This window comes from Paenibacillus sp. sgz302191 (genome assembly GCF_057749925.1).
The window spans coordinates 41,457-58,374 of sequence record NZ_JBYLHY010000031.1 but is presented as its reverse complement, the minus strand read 5'-3'; the positions used below and the strand labels follow the sequence as shown (position 1 = coordinate 58,374).

Below are 16,918 nucleotides of genomic sequence, written 5' to 3'. Positions count from 1 at the left end.
TGGAAAAGTCACCTCCCCAACTTAAGTGGGTGAAATGACTTGAGCAAAATCAGCATTCTTATTTAGGATTCAATCAAATTACATAAACTTACAACTCCATTCCGCTGTATCCCATCGCACGATAACCTTTTACCCTTTTCCTATACATACTCATGAGAAGCGGTACCTGGATATCGACATAATCATAGATTTGTACCTCTTGCTTATTTGCATGGGAGCGGTGCAGCCTTCCGGCATACTGCTGCAAGCTCCCCTTCCATGAAATCGGATGAACCAGAAACAACGTATCCAGTCTGGCGTCGTCGAATCCTTCTCCTATCAATTTGCCGGTAGCTATAAAGACCCGTTCTTCCGTATCAGGTATACTTGCTATCCGCTGCCGAAGTTCCTCCCGCTGCTTTTTACCCATTCCGCCGCGCAGCACGATCACGTTTTTCGCGAATTTTTCAAGTTTCTTTTCAAAATACTCGACGTGGGAAGTTCGCTCTGCCAGCAGGATCGGGGACCTTCCTTGATCTAAGCATTTTAAAAGATCATCAAAAATGAATTCATTCCTTTTCTCATCTTCTACTAACAACTGATAAATATCTTGTATGGAATGACTCGCCTTGTGAGAAGTTGCTAGTTGAAAAGACGTATACCGTGGCAATACTTTATGTTCAAAGCCTCTTGCATAAGCTTGAGACTTCGCATCTACTCTAACTCGAATAGGACCGCACTGCATAAGCACAATAGGTTGTTGGCCATCTTGTCGTATAGGAGTAGCCGTTAGACCAACGACATATTTGGCATTTGCCTGCTTCAGCACTTGCTCAAAACTAAACGCTGAAACGTGATGGCATTCGTCGACAATGATTTGTCCGTACTCAGTTAAGTAATCCTTTATTTTCCCTTTATTATTCAGGCTTTGAATGACGGCGATATCGATAATACCCGTTCGTTTCTCCTTGCCGCCCCCAATTACACCGATATTCTTCATATCCATGTTTAGAAACGTACTTAATCTTTCCTTCCATTGATCCATCAATTCTCGGCGATGCACCAATACTAGCGTATTCACCTTTCTGGAGGCGATCATGGAAGCTGCTGTCACTGTTTTTCCGAATGCAGTTGTCGCAGATAGTATTCCCGTATCATGAGCTAGGATCGCTCTCGCCGCGGCGTCTTGTAGAATAGAGAGCTGACCGTTAAAGATTACGTCAACTTCTATTCCCTTGTTTCTCTCATCGGTTATTGATAATTCAACGCCATACTTTTCAAACAAACTTGAAATTAGTTGCAGGCACCCTCTAGGAAGGGCAATATGCTTAGGGAAATCCTCCGCACAACCAATAACACGAGGTTTTCCATACGTAGGCAACCGCATCGCTTGAGTTTTATAGAAATCCGGATTTTGAAAAGACGCAAGCTTTCTAATTTGGTTAATCATCCGTGCCGGTAAACCAGTCTTCTCAATATAAATCATATTAGACAAAATGATATGAACTTTCGATGGCATCGAAGCATCAATTCGTGCTTCATCGAAATCAATTTGCTGTTTCTCCCAGGGCCTATCCTCGTCCATTTCCTCGTCCCAAATACTGACGTTAAGAATTTTGGAACTTCTTGTAACCTCATGAACTTTGTCCTCAATCTGAGATAAGGTCATTTTCCGTAAACTAGATAAAAAACTCCACTGATCCTCATACGGAATAAAATTCTCGTCTATGAAAACACTGTTCCCTTCTTTCCGAGGGCCGCCTTGCAGAGGCAGAGCGATCAAGTTGCCAAAACCGCCCTTTGGCAGCGTATCTTGATTGGGAAACAAACGGTCGTAGGAATCCAGACCAAGCTCGTATCTGTTTTCCATCGTCTTGGTTAAAAGGGCACATCCAAAATTCCGAGCCAAACTTGCTTCAACAGGCCGATCAAAAAATATCCATATATGCCCCCCGTTTCCTGAACGGGAGCGTTCCAATGCAGCAGGTACCTGGAGTTCTTTCCATGTACCCATAACAGCGGCTGCATCCTGCTGCCAGTTTTGTTTATCAAAATCAATCGCTACGAACCAACAAGTTTCATCAGGAAGCATCGGATAAACTCCGATTGTACGGTTAATCTTTGCATCGAGATGGTTGGATACGACCTCATCAGCTACAAGAAGAAACTCTCTATGAGCACAGTCTGAGCATTTGATCTGAGGCTTCTTACATACTATTGACCATTCATTCTTACACGCCGGTGAGTATCCAGACCTCCCCAACTTGCTTTCCCATCTATTTGGATATACATCTTCACGACCGCGAAATAGACTGCGAAACAATGCAATCTTTTCACTCGGAGTAGAATAATTATGCACGGCACCATTTTGATGTTCCATCCTGGCGATAGGTTCGTTAATGACAAAAACATCCTTAATAACATAAGGACGGCTCAAATCAGCTATTTCAGATGTGCTTTTTGAAATGTCAGCAAGCTTTTGCTTCAATTGATAATTCTCTTGATTCAATCGTTCTATTTCTTTCAAGGCAAGCTCAAGCTTTCTTTCCAGATTCTTCATATTTCCTCCAGAAATGAACGTCATAAGAGTAGTTTATCATATGAAGAATGGAGACTAGAACAAGTAAAACCTGTTTATTCTCAGCCATCAACTATTCATTACTTTGGCTGACCACAGCTAGCACACAGCTTTGCGTTTGGAGTTCTCAGTGGCTTACCACAGTATTGGCAGGGGTCGCCCAATAAAGATATTCTATGATGCATTATTGCATTATGATGAACACCTGGTACCCCAGTTATTCTTTCGTATTCCTTTACGACAGGACTGAACCTCTCGTCCATAGAAATCTTTTCAAGTGACAACCCGTGCTCTTGTCTAAACTCCTTTGTTGCTTTCATACAATCACCAAACAATTTTTCAATCCGAACATATTCTTCTTCATCTAACATAGGCATTTCCCTTTTACAACGCCAACACCACAACATCTTCATAATTCATTACTCCAAATTTTCATCGAAAATAATCATCAATTATTACTTGTCGCTCTTCATCATCAACTCTGATTTTCACTGACTCACCTTTTTAGATAAATTCGTGCATTATACCTCATTTCTATATTATCATAGCACGCAGTTTAGGTAACCATTTTTCACCAAATAAGCAACGCATTCATGTGTCCATAAATAATAAAAAGGAGGCAGCAATCGTCCTCCTTTATCCTTCTATATTTTTCTTCTAAATATCAATCGCATCGACCCGCTCCGCTAGCGAGGAGTAGCCTTGTACAGACTGCGCGATGTAGGAAAGTACGGTATCGCTCCATCCATAAATGTAGAACGTTTGCGGATCCTGATCCGGTACCATCGCATGCCGGTAAGGAGCAATGTCAACGATAAATGCCTTCACATCCCGGTTTACTTTCGAGCGGTACAGTTTCAACTGCTCGTAAAACGGGCTTCCGCTGTTTTGCTGTTCGTCTGTGATGATAATGATTTGGTCTACTTTCCTCCGCTCCTGGATCAGCTTCCGAACGGGCGCCCCCGTATCGGTTCCTCCACGGGCATGGATTTGCGCCGCCTGCGTTAAAATACTGTCTTTGCGGGAAGGCTTGGCGTCCATGACCTCCGTATCGAACAGCCAGAACAACGAGTTGCCCTGCGTTTTTTTGTACAGCGCCAAAGCAAATACCGAACCGATCTCCAAATATTGGCCGTTCATTGAGCCGGATATATCAAGGAAAATCGCCGTTTGTTCTCCGAGTTCCGGGAGGTTATCAAACGTAAGCTCAGCAGCTTCCCGCAAAGCATCCCGAAGCTCCGGATGATCCACCTGACGGAAAGCCGTTGCTAACCGGAACGGCAGGATTTTGGCTTTCCTCAGTGCCTGTTCGTCGGTTATACGTTGTACGACATAGTCCAGGTTGCGTTGTTCCTCCAAGACCCCGGCCCTCTGCAAAGCGTTCATATGCCGGAGAAGGGCGAATGTCGGCATCTGGTAAAGCAGCGCTTCCCAAACGGCTTTGGACGGCTTGATTGCCCCGGTAACCGTTTCATACGGAAGCTTGCCGCGTTCAATCCACGCGATCTGCTCTTCTTCGGTCAAAGCAAGCTTCAGCTTTTCCAGGGCCTCGACTTGGGGCACCAATGTAAGATTAGCCTCCAGCCCCCTCAAATACCGGAACAATGCCTGCTGCTTCAAGTCTTCCGGCTTCGGATGTGCGGTTGCAATGGCATCCCCCAGACTGTATCCGCGTCCACGTCCGTTATACTTGATGGCCCAATATTCGGACACTCCGGATAAAAAATGGTTCACCTGCCGCTTGACGGCTCGGCCTCCTTCACCGCGTCCAAGTCCTTTCAGTATCGTTAGGAAATCCGACAAATCGGAAGGAACCCGCACAACCTGCAGGAAAATCTTCGCAAACAAATCCGGACGATAAATCGAAAGGATGGCTAAGCCAAACAAAGGCTGCAGCCTCATAAAACCTTCGTTCCGCGCAAACACAATCGCCTTGGCCATGAAACTCGGATTGCTGTCCGCCATCTCATGATGGAACTGTCCCGCCTCGCTAAGCAGCTCATTTTGATCCGCATAAAAAGTGTTGCTTATCGTATTGGTCAGAAGCGTCTGTAAATACTGCTCCTCAAGAGATCGTGTGAATGCCGGGTAGCGATCTTTATTCCATGTATCCGGTCTAAGCGAGCCGAACACTTTCTTTGCTATACTCACGATAAAATACCCTCCTTCATGTAACACCGGTGAGGAAAAAGCGGGATAGGTTTGCTGCAGGAGTCGAACCTGCCGTATTGCCCGGGTATACCATTGGTCGATTAAGCTCGAAGTAACCCATCCCAGCGCCTCATCGGCTGCTTAACTTATTTCATAACGAAGCGAGGAAATGATTGAAAAGGCCGTTAGTGCCTGACAGACACCATCAATACTTATCCCATATAAGTCGAAGGAACCCTTTCTGGCGCCTCGCTTCGCGATTCACTTTTTGAAGATCATCGAGGAAGTTGGTCGGAAAGGTACATGCTGCTCTACCAACTGAGCTATTCCCCCATCGGGAGGAAGTTGGACTCGAACCAACGACAAGCCGATCTGGAGTCGAAGTAACCCTTCCATGCGCCTCGATGATCTTTTCAGCCGCCACGTTTGCCGCATCGGCCTTCTGTGTCTATATTCGCTTATTTTCGGAGCAATGAACATGGCGAAAGTATTACGACCGAACATAAACTTTTCCATTTCGCCCAAATCCCACCCCTGTTACAATAGAGGAAGAGGATGACATTCTGAAAAAGATCGTAGATGAACATGTATACTACTGATGGAGGAGTAAAATGAAGGACTACATTAAGGTCAATCAAACAACCATTTCCTTGATTAAAGGGGATATTACGAAAGTAACGGCCGACATCATCGTCAACGCAGCGAACACAAGTTTACTAGGCGGCGGTGGTGTGGATGGTGCTATTCATAAGGCCGGCGGCAAAAGCATTCTCGAAGAATGCGTAAAGATCAGAGAGCGGCAAGGGGGCTGCGCAGTCGGCGAAGCAGTCATTACTACAGCAGGCAACCTGCCTGCCTCCTATGTTATTCACACCGTGGGCCCTGTATGGAATGGAGGAACTAACAACGAAATTGAAAAACTAAGAAGCTGCTATAAAAATTCACTGCTACTTGCCTCGGAATATAAAGCCAAGAGCATTGCTTTTCCGAATATCAGCACAGGTATTTATCGTTTTCCTAAACAGCTCGCGGCTGAAACCGCGCTTGAGGCTGTGTTAAGTGCCGACCAGGGTACGATTGAGCAGATATATTTTGTCTGCTTTGATGATGAGAATTTTGATACATATCGTAAATTGTTTTTCTGACATATGCTCCTCCCATGTTTCTATTCCAAAGTTTAACGAGTCTTCGCAGGCAACTAGGTGCTATAATGCTCCCCTCAGCAAGCCCTAATTAACCTCAGACTCCAATATTGATTTATAAAAATGTTCCGGATCCGCATGACTCGGAAGCCCGGAGACCTGCCCATCCCCTATTTCAATAACCGTCCATTCTCCGCTTGCGGTTTTGGCAATGTCCATCGTAAAAAAACGGCTCGCTACACCCTCGGCTAACTCTATAAATGAATCAAGTCCTGGAATCTCCTCTTGGTAGACCGCCTCATCCCAATACTCCGTACATTCTATCAGCTTGTGATGAAGAAAAAACAGCCGGTACTCGTTCGATAAAGGCATACCGCTTTTCGGATGCCTGGTGAGCGCCTCCAACTGAATAAACTCGCGAATCACGATGCCGCCGTTAAGCTCCGAGCCTTGACGATCGATGAAGTTTCGAAGGACCGTTTGAACTCTCTGCTTGTCGGATGCTTCGGGTATATAGCAGGCTTCTTCCCACTCATGCTTTCTGGATTTTACATAATCCTTGACAATAACCGGTTTGTTGTCGAATATGCGCATCTTCTCAAACAAAGCATCATACCCATTTGAAAGTTCTCCTATTTCGAGCCAAATACTCTGCGGGGTTGCCTTTTTAATGGCCTCATAAGAATAAGGGAAATAATGTCCATTTCTATATTCCGCAGGAGAATTGATCAGGACGGCATTTTTCCGCTCTAGTGCATAATATAACTGTTCGTAATCGTGCGGCTTAAGCATCCATCCCCTGTAGATGAACCTTTCAGGCGCTTCGAATGTTGGAATTCGCTTAACTGCCTGGGTTAACTCCCCGTCTAAAACGGACTCCAGCGAGATCAAATGGACATCCATTCCCAATCGTCGGGCACATTTGTATTCCTGTTCATACTCCTGATCTACCGCCTTGCTATTCAAAGGATCAGAGCAAAATAAGATCTTCATCCGGTATCCCCCCACATAACAAAATAATACTAGCCAAATCGTACCATATGTTGGTGTTCCTCAGGGGGAGAAAATTTCATTTTTATGGAAACATATTTTTGTCGACGGCGTTTATATATACAGAAAACTACAAATTTTAGATGAGGTGAAATATGAAAACATTAGACGGCCTCTAGCTTCCCCCTAAGGAGGTTAGAGAGTCAAATGAGCAGAAGTGTAAAAAAATCAACCGTATGGACAGACCACCATACACCCGGTACCCGCTGGAGTAAACGGCAGGCCAACAAAGCGGTGCGACGCTTCACAGACGACGTTCAAAATGGCAAGTGGTATCGAAAATTATTCTGTTCCTGGAATATTTGCGACTACCGTTTCTTCAAAACCAGTCAGCAAGCAATACACGAATGGAAGACATCCCCATGGCTTCGGGGTCGGTTATTAACACAGGCAGAAGTCATTCAACACTGGGAAAAGTTCTATAAAAGAAAATAAGCTCAAGCGTCGGTCAGGGAAGCCCGGCGCTTGAACTTTTATATCCTTTTACAGACGCGGGTCAATCTCCCGCTCCTGCGCAACTTCAAACAGCAAATTGGCCGCGATCTCTTTATAGGCCTCATGCTCAGGCGCAATCTCGTCAAATGGCACCGCCAGCATTCGCATTCCAAGCTGATACTCATTAAGCGAGGTACGAAGCTTTTGACCCACATTCTTTTGCCTCATCAGCTTGCGGTATTTATGCGGGAACTTGTAGTCGTACCCGTAAATGATGGACAAATAATCGGGATTCCGCGCCTTCATATAGGGCACCGTTTTTCCATCCCACATCTCCGGTTTAATCACGACGCCCTCCATATGGTTCTCCATCGTAAGCTTAGAGAAGTAGTAATCCGCTTTCTCCAAGCAGTCCGGCTCGGACAGATCCAGCGTGAGCGCCTCGTCTTCAGACAGAAAACCGTACATGTCAGAGGTCTTCCATTCCGGGACTTGTTCGTTTCCGTCCTCATATGCGATTTTCAGAACGGCAAACGGCTTATACTCCATAGTCTCGTCTTCCGCATACAGCTCCAACTGTCTTCTGTACGTTTGATAGGCCTCCATGTGTTCGGATAAAGGGACATAAGTTTCCCGAATATCATGGACGTACTTATAATTTTGGTACACACTCGGGCCGTACTTGTCGCTTAAAGCGGACTTGGCAGTATGATGCTGGTCTTTTTCAAACCCGCTCGCCTCATATTCGGCAATGAGTTTACTGTAGGCTTCTTCAAAACCGTTTTGCTGCAGGAACGCCAGCTCTGTCTCCAGCGCTTTCTCAATGGGCTTGAACTGTCTGTCGATCAGCCCTTCGCCCAGCGCCTTCCACGGGAGAAGCTCCCCGTCCAAAATCAGCATGGCAATCTTCTGCTCTTCCATATAGTCGCCGAACTTGAGCAGCAGCTTGCCGTAAATTCCGGATAAATCCACATGATTGATCTTGTAGCCGTTACGGCTGACTGCAAAGCATTGCTCCTGATCCTTATGCAAATAAACGTTGCATCTCGAGCCCATATATTTGGGCTGCAGGACAACTTGCCGGACACCGCGTTCCTTGAAATAATCGAGTCCGCGCTTTAAAGACTCCAGTTCATTCGTCTCGTCGTTCTTATCCGCCGGTGACATGGTACCTGAGATGAAATTGATTTTGTTTCGCGAACAATAGTGAAGTCGGCGAATGTCATCTTCCCCAAGGTCTTGAATGGACACCTTTCGCTCTTGCTTGAATAGGATCTGCAGTTCCTCAGCAATCACCGCTTGGCTGGATTTCCGGGACTTCATGAACGGTTTATACGAGATGCTGACGGAGGTCAACAGGTTGCCATATACGCTGCCGGTATCGATATGGATTTTGTTCCTGATCCGGAAAGACTGCTTGGCCGCGACATGTCCGAACACGTGGTAAGGATGATTTTTGACTGCTTCCTCCTGCACAAAAGCAAGCTGCCCCTCCAGCGGCGCTTCCCGGTCGATCCGAAAACTCCTTTGATGCCGGACGGAATTCGCATCCAGCTTACCGATGTACTTATTCCGGCACGGGGCATGAGTGACATAGAAGGATGGCCCCTTCGCCCCCACATACCGATAAAATGGCTGCGAAATCGACGCCAGGTGCTGGAATTTCCCCAGCAAATCCGGATCGCTCAACAATACTTGCGCTGAGTCAAAATATGTATGCAGCAGCTCCTGGTCGACGCCGTTAATTTCGCCCCGCGTATACTTGTAGACAAAGTTTTCGTGATTCCCAAGCACGAAGTAAAAGTGCTCCTGGTTATCATACAGGAACTGAACGATGTCCTTCGTTTGTTTGCCTTTATCAATCCAGTCCCCGACCAGAACAAGCTTAGTTTGCTTCAGCTTCTCCGGCGCAACCAGCTTACCTGCTTCGATCCGGTATCCATAGTCAAGCAGCAGCCCCTTCAAATCATCCACACATTCGTGGACATCGCCAATAATGACGTACTGCTGATCCTGAGGAAGAATGGTCGCTAAGTAAGCATCCAAATCCTCGATGACGATGTTGTATTCAGGATTCGCCTTCCCTTCTTCAGCCAGATAAAAGTCCTTTGCACGCACTTTATGGATCTTGTCGTATCCTTCGCGAGCCAGCGAGCCGAGGACGTCCTTTTTCAGCCGGTTAATGTGGTTCGTGATCAGCTTCTTCGAACGTTCCGACGCATAGTAATCTTCCCGCTTTCGATAATCGAAAACAATGACCTCGAGGTTATAGTTGTTCTGAAACGCAATCTCCTTCACCTTTGCCCGAAAATCCTCAGACAACCCGGTTGTATCAACGACCACAAACTCCGCATTGACCGGAAAAGCCGTCGCCATCTTCAGCCTTTCAAACAACAGGTGAAAAGCCTGCTCACTGGCCTCAAGCATCACTTGGTCATACTTGTCGTATTCATAGCCAAGGATCTCCTGTCGGATCTGGTCGGAGGACAAATATTGAACGTTAGCCCTGACATTCCGGCTACCATCCTCAAAACGCAGCCCCGGAATCAGCACTTCCTTGGCAAACGTCGTTTTGCCGCATTCCGTAGACCCGATCAGCATGAAAACCGTGTGAACCTTCGTTTGGATGTCCATGGGTCAGGCCCCCCTTTTCTTAAGAATAACGCCCTGCGTAGTCTTGATATTGTTGACGCCGTCTCCGACAGCTACAAATTCGGCATGCAGATTCGTTTCCTTAATCACTTCACGCATCCACTGTTGAAAAGATTGTTCCCCCATCTCCCACTTGTGGTCGTCATGCCGGAAATCGCTCAGCTCATAGTAGCGGTTAAAATCGGCGTTAGGCGTCGTAATGATGAACTTGTCAAAATCGACATGCGCGCAGATTTGATGAATCAGCAGCTTGGCCTCATCCTGGCTCATATGTTCAATGACCTCTGTCAAAATCACATCAACCTGCTCCCCGTTATAGCTTTCCAGGAACTGATCGATCGAGCCGAAAGTGACGATATTGTCGATCTCTTTGGCCCCCGCTTTACGCTTTACCTTCTCCAGCAGCTCCCCATTGATATCTACCGCATAGTAACTGCCCTCGATTTCCCCGGCAAAAGGAATCGCATAAAATCCCTCTCCACAGCCCACATCCAAGATCGACTTGTCAAAAGCCAGCGCGCTCCCGATGTAATTCCTCCGCTGCAGCCCCGTCCCCCCGTAAGCGAACTGAATGTCATAACGCTCCGTTTTCTCAAGCTCCGCCTTGTACTTCTGAAACCGATCCCTGGAGGACAAAAAGTTCCGCACAAACAAACTGCGAATATAAAACGGCGCATCAATCACATTCATGCTCTTGATGTACTTATCCAGGATGCTATCCGAGATATCGATATTTTCGTTACCGAACATGGAAAGGAACAAGCACAAAACACTTACGGCATGGAGCAGCTGATACAGGCTCTTCCTCGTCGTAACAGTAAGCGAATAGCTCTTATGAGCCTGATGGGTGATTTCAAACGAGAAATCCTTCAAATGCTTCTCAAAAAACTCAATATACCGAACCAGTTCGATATGGATCATATTGATGAAAAAAGTATGCTCGTAACCCTCCGCGTCGCGTTCGTCCCGTGCCTTAAGCGGTGCAGAGAAGAACTCGTTAATCGCATTCAGCGGAAATAATGGCGTGTTGTACCTCGATACATTCAAATACTCGAAATTCTCCTGCTCATGCTGCTTATAGGAAATCTCATTGTCCGCATCTTTAAAATATACATTAAAAGTCCGCTCATCCGCGTACCAGCCATACGCCATTCCCCTGCGGATTGAGCGAAGCATCATACCTGAACTCGGATTTTTCTTGATCAAAAACGAAAACTGAGGATTGGTGGATCTGACTTGGACAATTGCCATCTCAATCTACTCCTGAACTTCAAATTGGGAACCGTACGGGATAACCTTTACCGGCACTTGTTTATGTAACTTATTGTGGAAAGACCATCGAGGAAAAAGGTCGGATAGGTACAGACTGCTCTACCACTGAGCTATTCCGCTTTTTTCAGCGGAAGTTGGATTCGAACCAACGACACGTCGCGTAATGGGCGAAGTAACCCATCCATGCGCCTCGATGCTCTTGGTCACTTATCGTATTTTCGCTTAGTTATAACCAAACGAACAGGGTGGAAGTATTACGAGGGAGGAAATATGAATCACTCTAGCATCCCATTCCTCCTCTAAATCAGTTCAGGCCAGAAACCAAACCCACCATCTCTGTTGACGGGTTAGTTATTCGCATTAACCAAATCGTGACTATGAAAACAAAGAGCCCACTTATAAAAAGCGGGCCCTTGATGGTTAATTATTATATAGAGTTTCTTTCTGACACTTCCTCAACCTTAATCCCCAAAACAGTACTCCCCAAATCCACATGCTCCCGATCCAGCGTTACCTTGACCTTACCAGTGCGCCGTTTCTCCCGCCAATCTCTAAGTTCTTCATCGCTTTCCAAGCGTAATTCCGCGACTTCCTCAGCTCTACGAAACATGTAATCCGTCGTGTACACAATCCTATGTATCCCGTGCCCCGCAGGAACAATAACGTCCTTCCGTCTATGCCACTCCTCCACCTCAAATACAACGTAGAGCTCATCTGTTGCTCCTCTACTCGAGGGTATCTGCTTAATGGTCGAACGTGGAACTACTTTCCAATCACGAACCTTGCCATACCAGGAAATTCCCGCTTCAGCCCTACCAAATAGATGAATAGACTGGTATAGTGCCACAAATTCTAACCGGGTTAAAATCTTATGATCCGTAATGTTTCGAAGCGGGGTATGATAGAATCCATGCTCAAGTGCGGCATACAGTTGCGTCTTTTTACTAAGCGCACCAACCAAGACATTTTTGCCGGACATCTTGTCTCTGTAATACTCCTTGGTCCCTCTAGGTCTCGTCGATCGCTCATATGCCTTCTCGGGACTATCCATTATAATCTCATCTAAGAACTTTTCCATCAAGCTCGTCGAATTCGGTAAGAATGGAAAAGCCCCGATATTGATCAGCTCAATACTCTTATAGAAACGATGCTCCTGAAACTTCCTCTCATCATGATAAGGAAAGAGAACATACGCCCCAAACATGCTTCGTTCAAATTCTTTCCCTTGCCCCTCCGAGTATACAATGGCATCCCGATACCGATGCATCGTATTAATATCATCTTCTTCTGGTCCCGGCATCCGGTACTTTTCGTAATAAGGAGTACCCTCATAGGCAGGATTGATGCGATACTTAGCATCGAAAATATATTTGTACTCCGCCGCGGCGTCGTTTTTCTTCAAAGTAAGGATATTATCAGGTTTCTGAGCAAGCGTCTGACTCTTATCTCCTGAAGGCAGCGCGTTATAATATAACGTAAAAATCTCGCTATTTAGCGGATTCCTATAAACTATCTTCGCATTCTGCGACTTATCCAACGTGACGAAAAGGCCAGTATGATTTACCTTAATAATGTCTTGCTTCAGCAACTCATACTTTTTTCTTAGAAGATGATGAATCTTCAGAAAGCACCAATACTCATACAACTGAGCTAAGTCCTTCATTGATAGGCGGAACAGATCATTTTGAATCGACAAACCCTTTAATAGCACTAAATAATACCGATATACTTCGCGATATCCCGTAGCCATCTGCAAAACTAGAGATATCGATAGTTGTCTCATCTCGCCAACATTCAGAAAATCGTACTGCAACAAACGCTGGAGCTGGCCTTGCATGAGATTCAGCTTTTTGGTTAACAGTGGATCTGCTACCCGACTCATTTTCGCTAAACGAATCTTTATCTCTTTTAACTTCTGTTGGATGCGTAGAAGCACCCATTTTACGAAACGATTTTCGGCAGTATCATAATTGACATGACGCCTGGTTTCCAGCAAGTAGCTAGGAATAAAACGTCGTCCCTCTACCTCGACTACCCCATTCTTCCGATCCTCAAACAATAAATGGGGCCGCTTAGCCAAATAAGAAATATTCTCTTTTCCAGCTTTCTTTACTCGTGCAGCTTCAATTAATCGATTTTCCACTTGTAACTTGGAATGGGGCGACAACTTAATCCGCTCAACCGCTTGAACTAGCTGTATAAACACATGTTGCAGAATCGTAAAAAACTCTGTCAAACTCTGATGACTTGTTTCCTTCAATCCTGTAAGATTATAGGTCTTCCGTAAAAAATCAAACGATAGATTGTAAATCTGCTCGTTCACATCATTCAAAATCATTTGGTAGTCTTGCTTGTAATCCATTTTTGACGGAAAAATTTCTAGTTGTAGACGAAAAATGGCCTCTCCATTTAACCGAATTTCAAGCTCCGATAGTCCAACCTCATTTTGAAAATGGAGAACGCCTGATAAAATCATCTTCCCTAGTGGCTTAACAGCCTGCCTAAGTAGAACATTATCGTGATGGAAAGATAAGGAGATATTCGCCACCTTCTTTTCAATAACCAGTTCATACGATTGCGTCTCAAAAAAGCACGGAGTACACGTATCCCCCTGATTCCAGTCAACCATTCCCCCATGCTCACGAGAGAAAACAGAAATCGACTCTAGTTCAAGGGAATCCATAAGAGATGCAGCATGAAAATGAGCATCGATCCACTCTTCATTTACACCCCGATGGAGTTGTAAAGTTTCCACTGTAGGGTGAAACGGCTTCCCCTGAATATAGAGATTGAACAGATTCGTCTCAATGCGAAGTAATTCCGTACTCTGATTAAGAGAGCCAGTATGAGGTAAAGCCATCTTCTTCTAACCTCCGTAACATGAAGGCAATTTTCCGAGCGCTTTGCGGATATTTAGAGGCTGCGAGTTGATCCAGCGCAAAATAAAGTTCGGATGCATCTTCCATGTAATCCTGAATCCGCAAAGTACGATTCTGAGCCACTTGCATCAATTGAAGCAAGGCTTTTTTCACAGATGGACTACTTCCTTGAATCCGAGGCAAGATCTTCTGTAACAATTGCAAATCAAACGCCGTTTCCTTACTTAATAACTCAAAACGCTCGTTATAAATCATGTAAAAACAAATCGCATCCCGAATTCGAAAACCTACATGCGAATGAATTTGCTCCAAAATCCCATTGATTTTAACTAAAATGTCCGTCGTCTCTTCCGTCAATTGCTTATAATCGCGATATACATCGACCAATTGCAAATATTCACTTCTCAGCAACGAATTAAGCGGCGGCGAAACATGGGGAGCATCAGACGACCCATTGAGATCAGGGTACTGCCCGAGGTCAATGTAGTTGAATTCGATCGTATTGGCGCGGTCCAATACTTTTTTGCTAAAAGGATGCGTCGTCTCATCCATATTCACCGTTCCAACAATATACACATTGTCTGTGAGATGGAGATTACCATACACTTGTTTATCCTGCTCAGATTGCAATGAATCCTTATGTAAAAGAGGTGTAGTTACAATCCGATCGTTACGCCATTCTTGCGTCTCAAGTATACTTAATAAATCACTAAAGTAATGTTCCACGCGAGCCAAATTCATTTCATCCAAGCATATAAAATAAGGCTTATGCCGATTGCTTGCTTTTGAAGCTTCCACCAACACTTCCGTTAATTTCCCGGGTCGGAAAGCACCCGACAAATCCTTATACCCCAAAAGATCCGATGGGTCGCTCCAGTCTGGCCGAACGGGAATCAACGTAAATTGGCCATTATTTGCAGTCGCTCCCACCGCTTCAGCAAAAAGCTTCACCAGCTTTGTTTTCCCCGTACCAGAAACCCCTGCCAAAATAACAAAAGGCTTAGATTTCAAAGACAAATAGAAGTTCTCAATCCAATGATCCGGGTACATAAAGCCTTTACTGACAATGAAATTCTTAATGGCTGCTACCCGTTCGCTAACAGTTAGTGAGTCCACAAGAGGTATCTCCTCCCATTGCATATACGTATACAGGTGCCCTGACTTTGAAATGAATTCTAGAAGCTCTAGCCAGTTGAGCATAAAAGTCGATTTATGCCTCTGAGTAACCTCCACCCAAGCCTGTTGCGTACCTAGCGCTTCGATAAATCGAGGGATGAAATCATCTAGTGTAAAAGTGCCCAGCTCCTGACAGATTTCGATTGCTTTATTGATACTTCGGACAAGTGGCGTTTGTCCTTCCGTGTTGTTGAGCTGAGTTCTAATTAGCCTGATTTGCGTATCGCTCAATACCCAAATATTTTCGTCAAAATGATTAGCATACTCCTGACCTAGGTAGGTTAATGAAAATTGATTCTCGTTTATAGACAAAAGGCCAAGCTCTTGAAACGCCCGTCCCAGATGTCTGATCCTCTCCTTCGGATGCTTCACATCATCTCCAGAGAGAAGGACAGTGCCTTGGTTTGAGATTAAATCAGTCAATGAAATATTATCCGGGCCTTGATCATGCAAATATTTGATAATACCGTGTCCAGCGTATAGGTGGCTGATTGTATAATTGAAACTAACTAATGATTGAGGATCGTATAGCGGACTCAATACTTTTCCGACGTATTCGTTATAATTCTTTACAGCATTATTTAAGTCTAAGATGAGCTCATTATCATCAGGAATTTGTCCCACGTCATAACGGTAATAAGCAACCGTGGATACCTGATAATCTTGGCCTAATCCGCCGGACGTTAGGTAGATTGCGTCGTCTTTTGCCATTCCTTCTAGGGGGAGAAGATCTCGGATTTCTTGCACCTTTTGTTTGAAGTATTCGTAGGCTGTTGTCTTGCCCATGTTCTCAACGGGTATAGTTACCCCTTGCATAAACGTGAGGTAAATTGATTGCATATCTTCAGCGAAAAGGTAAACTAAATACTCACCTTGACGAGTTGTCTCGGTTATTCGCTTATCCATAATGGCAATCCACGGAATAGTAGCCCAATTGCCCTGTCCAACTGATCCTGCGATCTTCAAATTGGAATGGATGAAAGGCAACTTTTTGAGCTCATTTGGAATCTCTTGGCGAACGAGATTACCGAGTCTATGACCTGCGAGATTCTCCCTTTTAGCTTGAGTATAGGTTAATAAGATGTCTGATAAAACTTCTTTCAAAGAGAATCCCGTACTGTGCTGGTTGTAGTAGTACTCTAACTCTCTTTGGGCATAATCATAGAGTTCACCTAGAACTTCTTCTGGCCATTTGGCGTATAAGTCTTCCTTGAATCCGATTGTTTGTTGTTCAGAATTATGATCCAAAATGGAGCTTAGTGCTGAGATAGGGGTACTGATAACGGAATTCAGATTACTTATGCTCATGGATTCCCAGCGAGCTCCGGCTTTCTCAGGTGGTTGATCGACAGGTAAACCGCTTGCTTCTCTTTCTTGGAGCAATGCTAGGAAGCGTGTTTTTACTTTGAGTAGTGAAACAGTTTGCCGACCTACTTCTTGCATCTCAGTTAAAAGTGCTAGTATGAGCACCATTTTGTAAGATTTTTGTTTATTGGAAAATATATTGGTTAGCTCTGATGGAAGTGTCACTTTATCACCTTTATTTTTTATACAAGATATATGACAATCGTCCAATGCATTCGACAAAATGGTAGTACATCCCT

The 16,918-nt window shown here is 44.9% G+C and carries 10 protein-coding genes; 2 read left to right on the top strand and 8 right to left on the bottom strand.

Annotated features, from left to right (window positions below):
- Window positions 1-88 precede the first annotated feature (88 nt).
- The 3 genes from AC3G2T_RS31585 to AC3G2T_RS31575 form a co-directional block, all read right to left on the bottom strand.
- Window positions 89-2,539 (bottom strand): TOTE conflict system archaeo-eukaryotic primase domain-containing protein, encoded by a 2,451-nt coding sequence (locus AC3G2T_RS31585; RefSeq protein WP_488438000.1) that lies wholly within the window; start codon window positions 2,537-2,539, stop codon window positions 89-91.
- A gap of 98 nt (window positions 2,540-2,637) precedes the next feature.
- A complete protein-coding gene (locus AC3G2T_RS31580; protein WP_488437999.1) occupies window positions 2,638-2,970 on the bottom strand; it encodes a hypothetical protein in 333 nt (110 codons plus the stop codon).
- Window positions 2,971-3,214: 244 nt separating this feature from the next.
- Window positions 3,215-4,708 carry a TROVE domain-containing protein gene (locus tag AC3G2T_RS31575; protein ID WP_488437998.1) on the bottom strand — a complete coding sequence of 498 codons (1,494 nt, stop codon included), beginning with the start codon at window positions 4,706-4,708 and terminating at the stop codon, window positions 3,215-3,217.
- A 611-nt stretch (window positions 4,709-5,319) separates the two neighbouring features.
- Between AC3G2T_RS31575 and AC3G2T_RS31570 the strand changes: the two genes are divergently transcribed.
- Window positions 5,320-5,853 (top strand): O-acetyl-ADP-ribose deacetylase, encoded by a 534-nt coding sequence (locus tag AC3G2T_RS31570; RefSeq protein ID WP_488437997.1) that lies wholly within the window; start codon window positions 5,320-5,322, stop codon window positions 5,851-5,853.
- A gap of 84 nt (window positions 5,854-5,937) precedes the next feature.
- Here AC3G2T_RS31570 and AC3G2T_RS31565 read toward each other — a convergent pair whose 3' ends face one another.
- Window positions 5,938-6,843 (bottom strand): ATP-grasp domain-containing protein, encoded by a 906-nt coding sequence (locus tag AC3G2T_RS31565; protein ID WP_488437996.1) that lies wholly within the window; start codon window positions 6,841-6,843, stop codon window positions 5,938-5,940.
- 204 nt (window positions 6,844-7,047) lie between these two features.
- Here AC3G2T_RS31565 and AC3G2T_RS31560 point away from each other — a divergent pair, with 204 nt between their 5' ends.
- Window positions 7,048-7,335: a hypothetical protein gene (locus AC3G2T_RS31560; protein WP_474684556.1), complete on the top strand. Its 288-nt coding sequence runs from the start codon at window positions 7,048-7,050 to the stop codon at window positions 7,333-7,335.
- A gap of 48 nt (window positions 7,336-7,383) precedes the next feature.
- Here the strand turns inward: AC3G2T_RS31560 and AC3G2T_RS31555 are convergent, their stop codons facing one another.
- From AC3G2T_RS31555 to AC3G2T_RS31540, 4 genes are all read right to left on the bottom strand, one after another.
- The gene (locus AC3G2T_RS31555; RefSeq protein ID WP_488437995.1) at window positions 7,384-9,969 is read right to left on the bottom strand and encodes a metallophosphoesterase; all 2,586 of its coding nucleotides are present in this window, start codon (window positions 9,967-9,969) and stop codon (window positions 7,384-7,386) included.
- Window positions 9,970-9,972: 3 nt separating this feature from the next.
- Window positions 9,973-11,238, bottom strand: a complete 1,266-nt coding sequence (locus AC3G2T_RS31550) for a class I SAM-dependent methyltransferase (protein WP_488437994.1) — start codon at window positions 11,236-11,238, stop codon at window positions 9,973-9,975.
- Window positions 11,239-11,686: 448 nt separating this feature from the next.
- Window positions 11,687-14,119 carry a DUF2357 domain-containing protein gene (locus AC3G2T_RS31545; protein ID WP_488437993.1) on the bottom strand — a complete coding sequence of 811 codons (2,433 nt, stop codon included), beginning with the start codon at window positions 14,117-14,119 and terminating at the stop codon, window positions 11,687-11,689.
- Window positions 14,091-16,901: an MrcB family domain-containing protein gene (locus AC3G2T_RS31540; protein ID WP_488437992.1), complete on the bottom strand. Its 2,811-nt coding sequence runs from the start codon at window positions 16,899-16,901 to the stop codon at window positions 14,091-14,093. Before AC3G2T_RS31540 ends, AC3G2T_RS31545 begins: the two co-directional genes overlap by 29 nt.
- Between the last annotated feature and the right edge of the window lie 17 nt (window positions 16,902-16,918).

Bases quoted from the DNA above. Each gene is read 5' to 3' on its own strand.
- AC3G2T_RS31585 (WP_488438000.1), bottom strand. From the start codon at position 2,539: ATGAAGAATCTGGAAAGAAAGCTTGAGCTTGCCTTGAAAGAAATAGAA.
- AC3G2T_RS31545 (WP_488437993.1), bottom strand. From the start codon at position 14,119: ATGGCTTTACCTCATACTGGCTCTCTTAATCAGAGTACGGAATTACTT.
- AC3G2T_RS31555 (WP_488437995.1), bottom strand. From the start codon at position 9,969: ATGGACATCCAAACGAAGGTTCACACGGTTTTCATGCTGATCGGGTCT.
- AC3G2T_RS31580 (WP_488437999.1), bottom strand. From the start codon at position 2,970: ATGAAGATGTTGTGGTGTTGGCGTTGTAAAAGGGAAATGCCTATGTTA.
- AC3G2T_RS31570 (WP_488437997.1), top strand. From the start codon at position 5,320: ATGAAGGACTACATTAAGGTCAATCAAACAACCATTTCCTTGATTAAA.
- AC3G2T_RS31550 (WP_488437994.1), bottom strand. From the start codon at position 11,238: ATGGCAATTGTCCAAGTCAGATCCACCAATCCTCAGTTTTCGTTTTTG.
- AC3G2T_RS31565 (WP_488437996.1), bottom strand. From the start codon at position 6,843: ATGAAGATCTTATTTTGCTCTGATCCTTTGAATAGCAAGGCGGTAGAT.
- AC3G2T_RS31560 (WP_474684556.1), top strand. From the start codon at position 7,048: ATGAGCAGAAGTGTAAAAAAATCAACCGTATGGACAGACCACCATACA.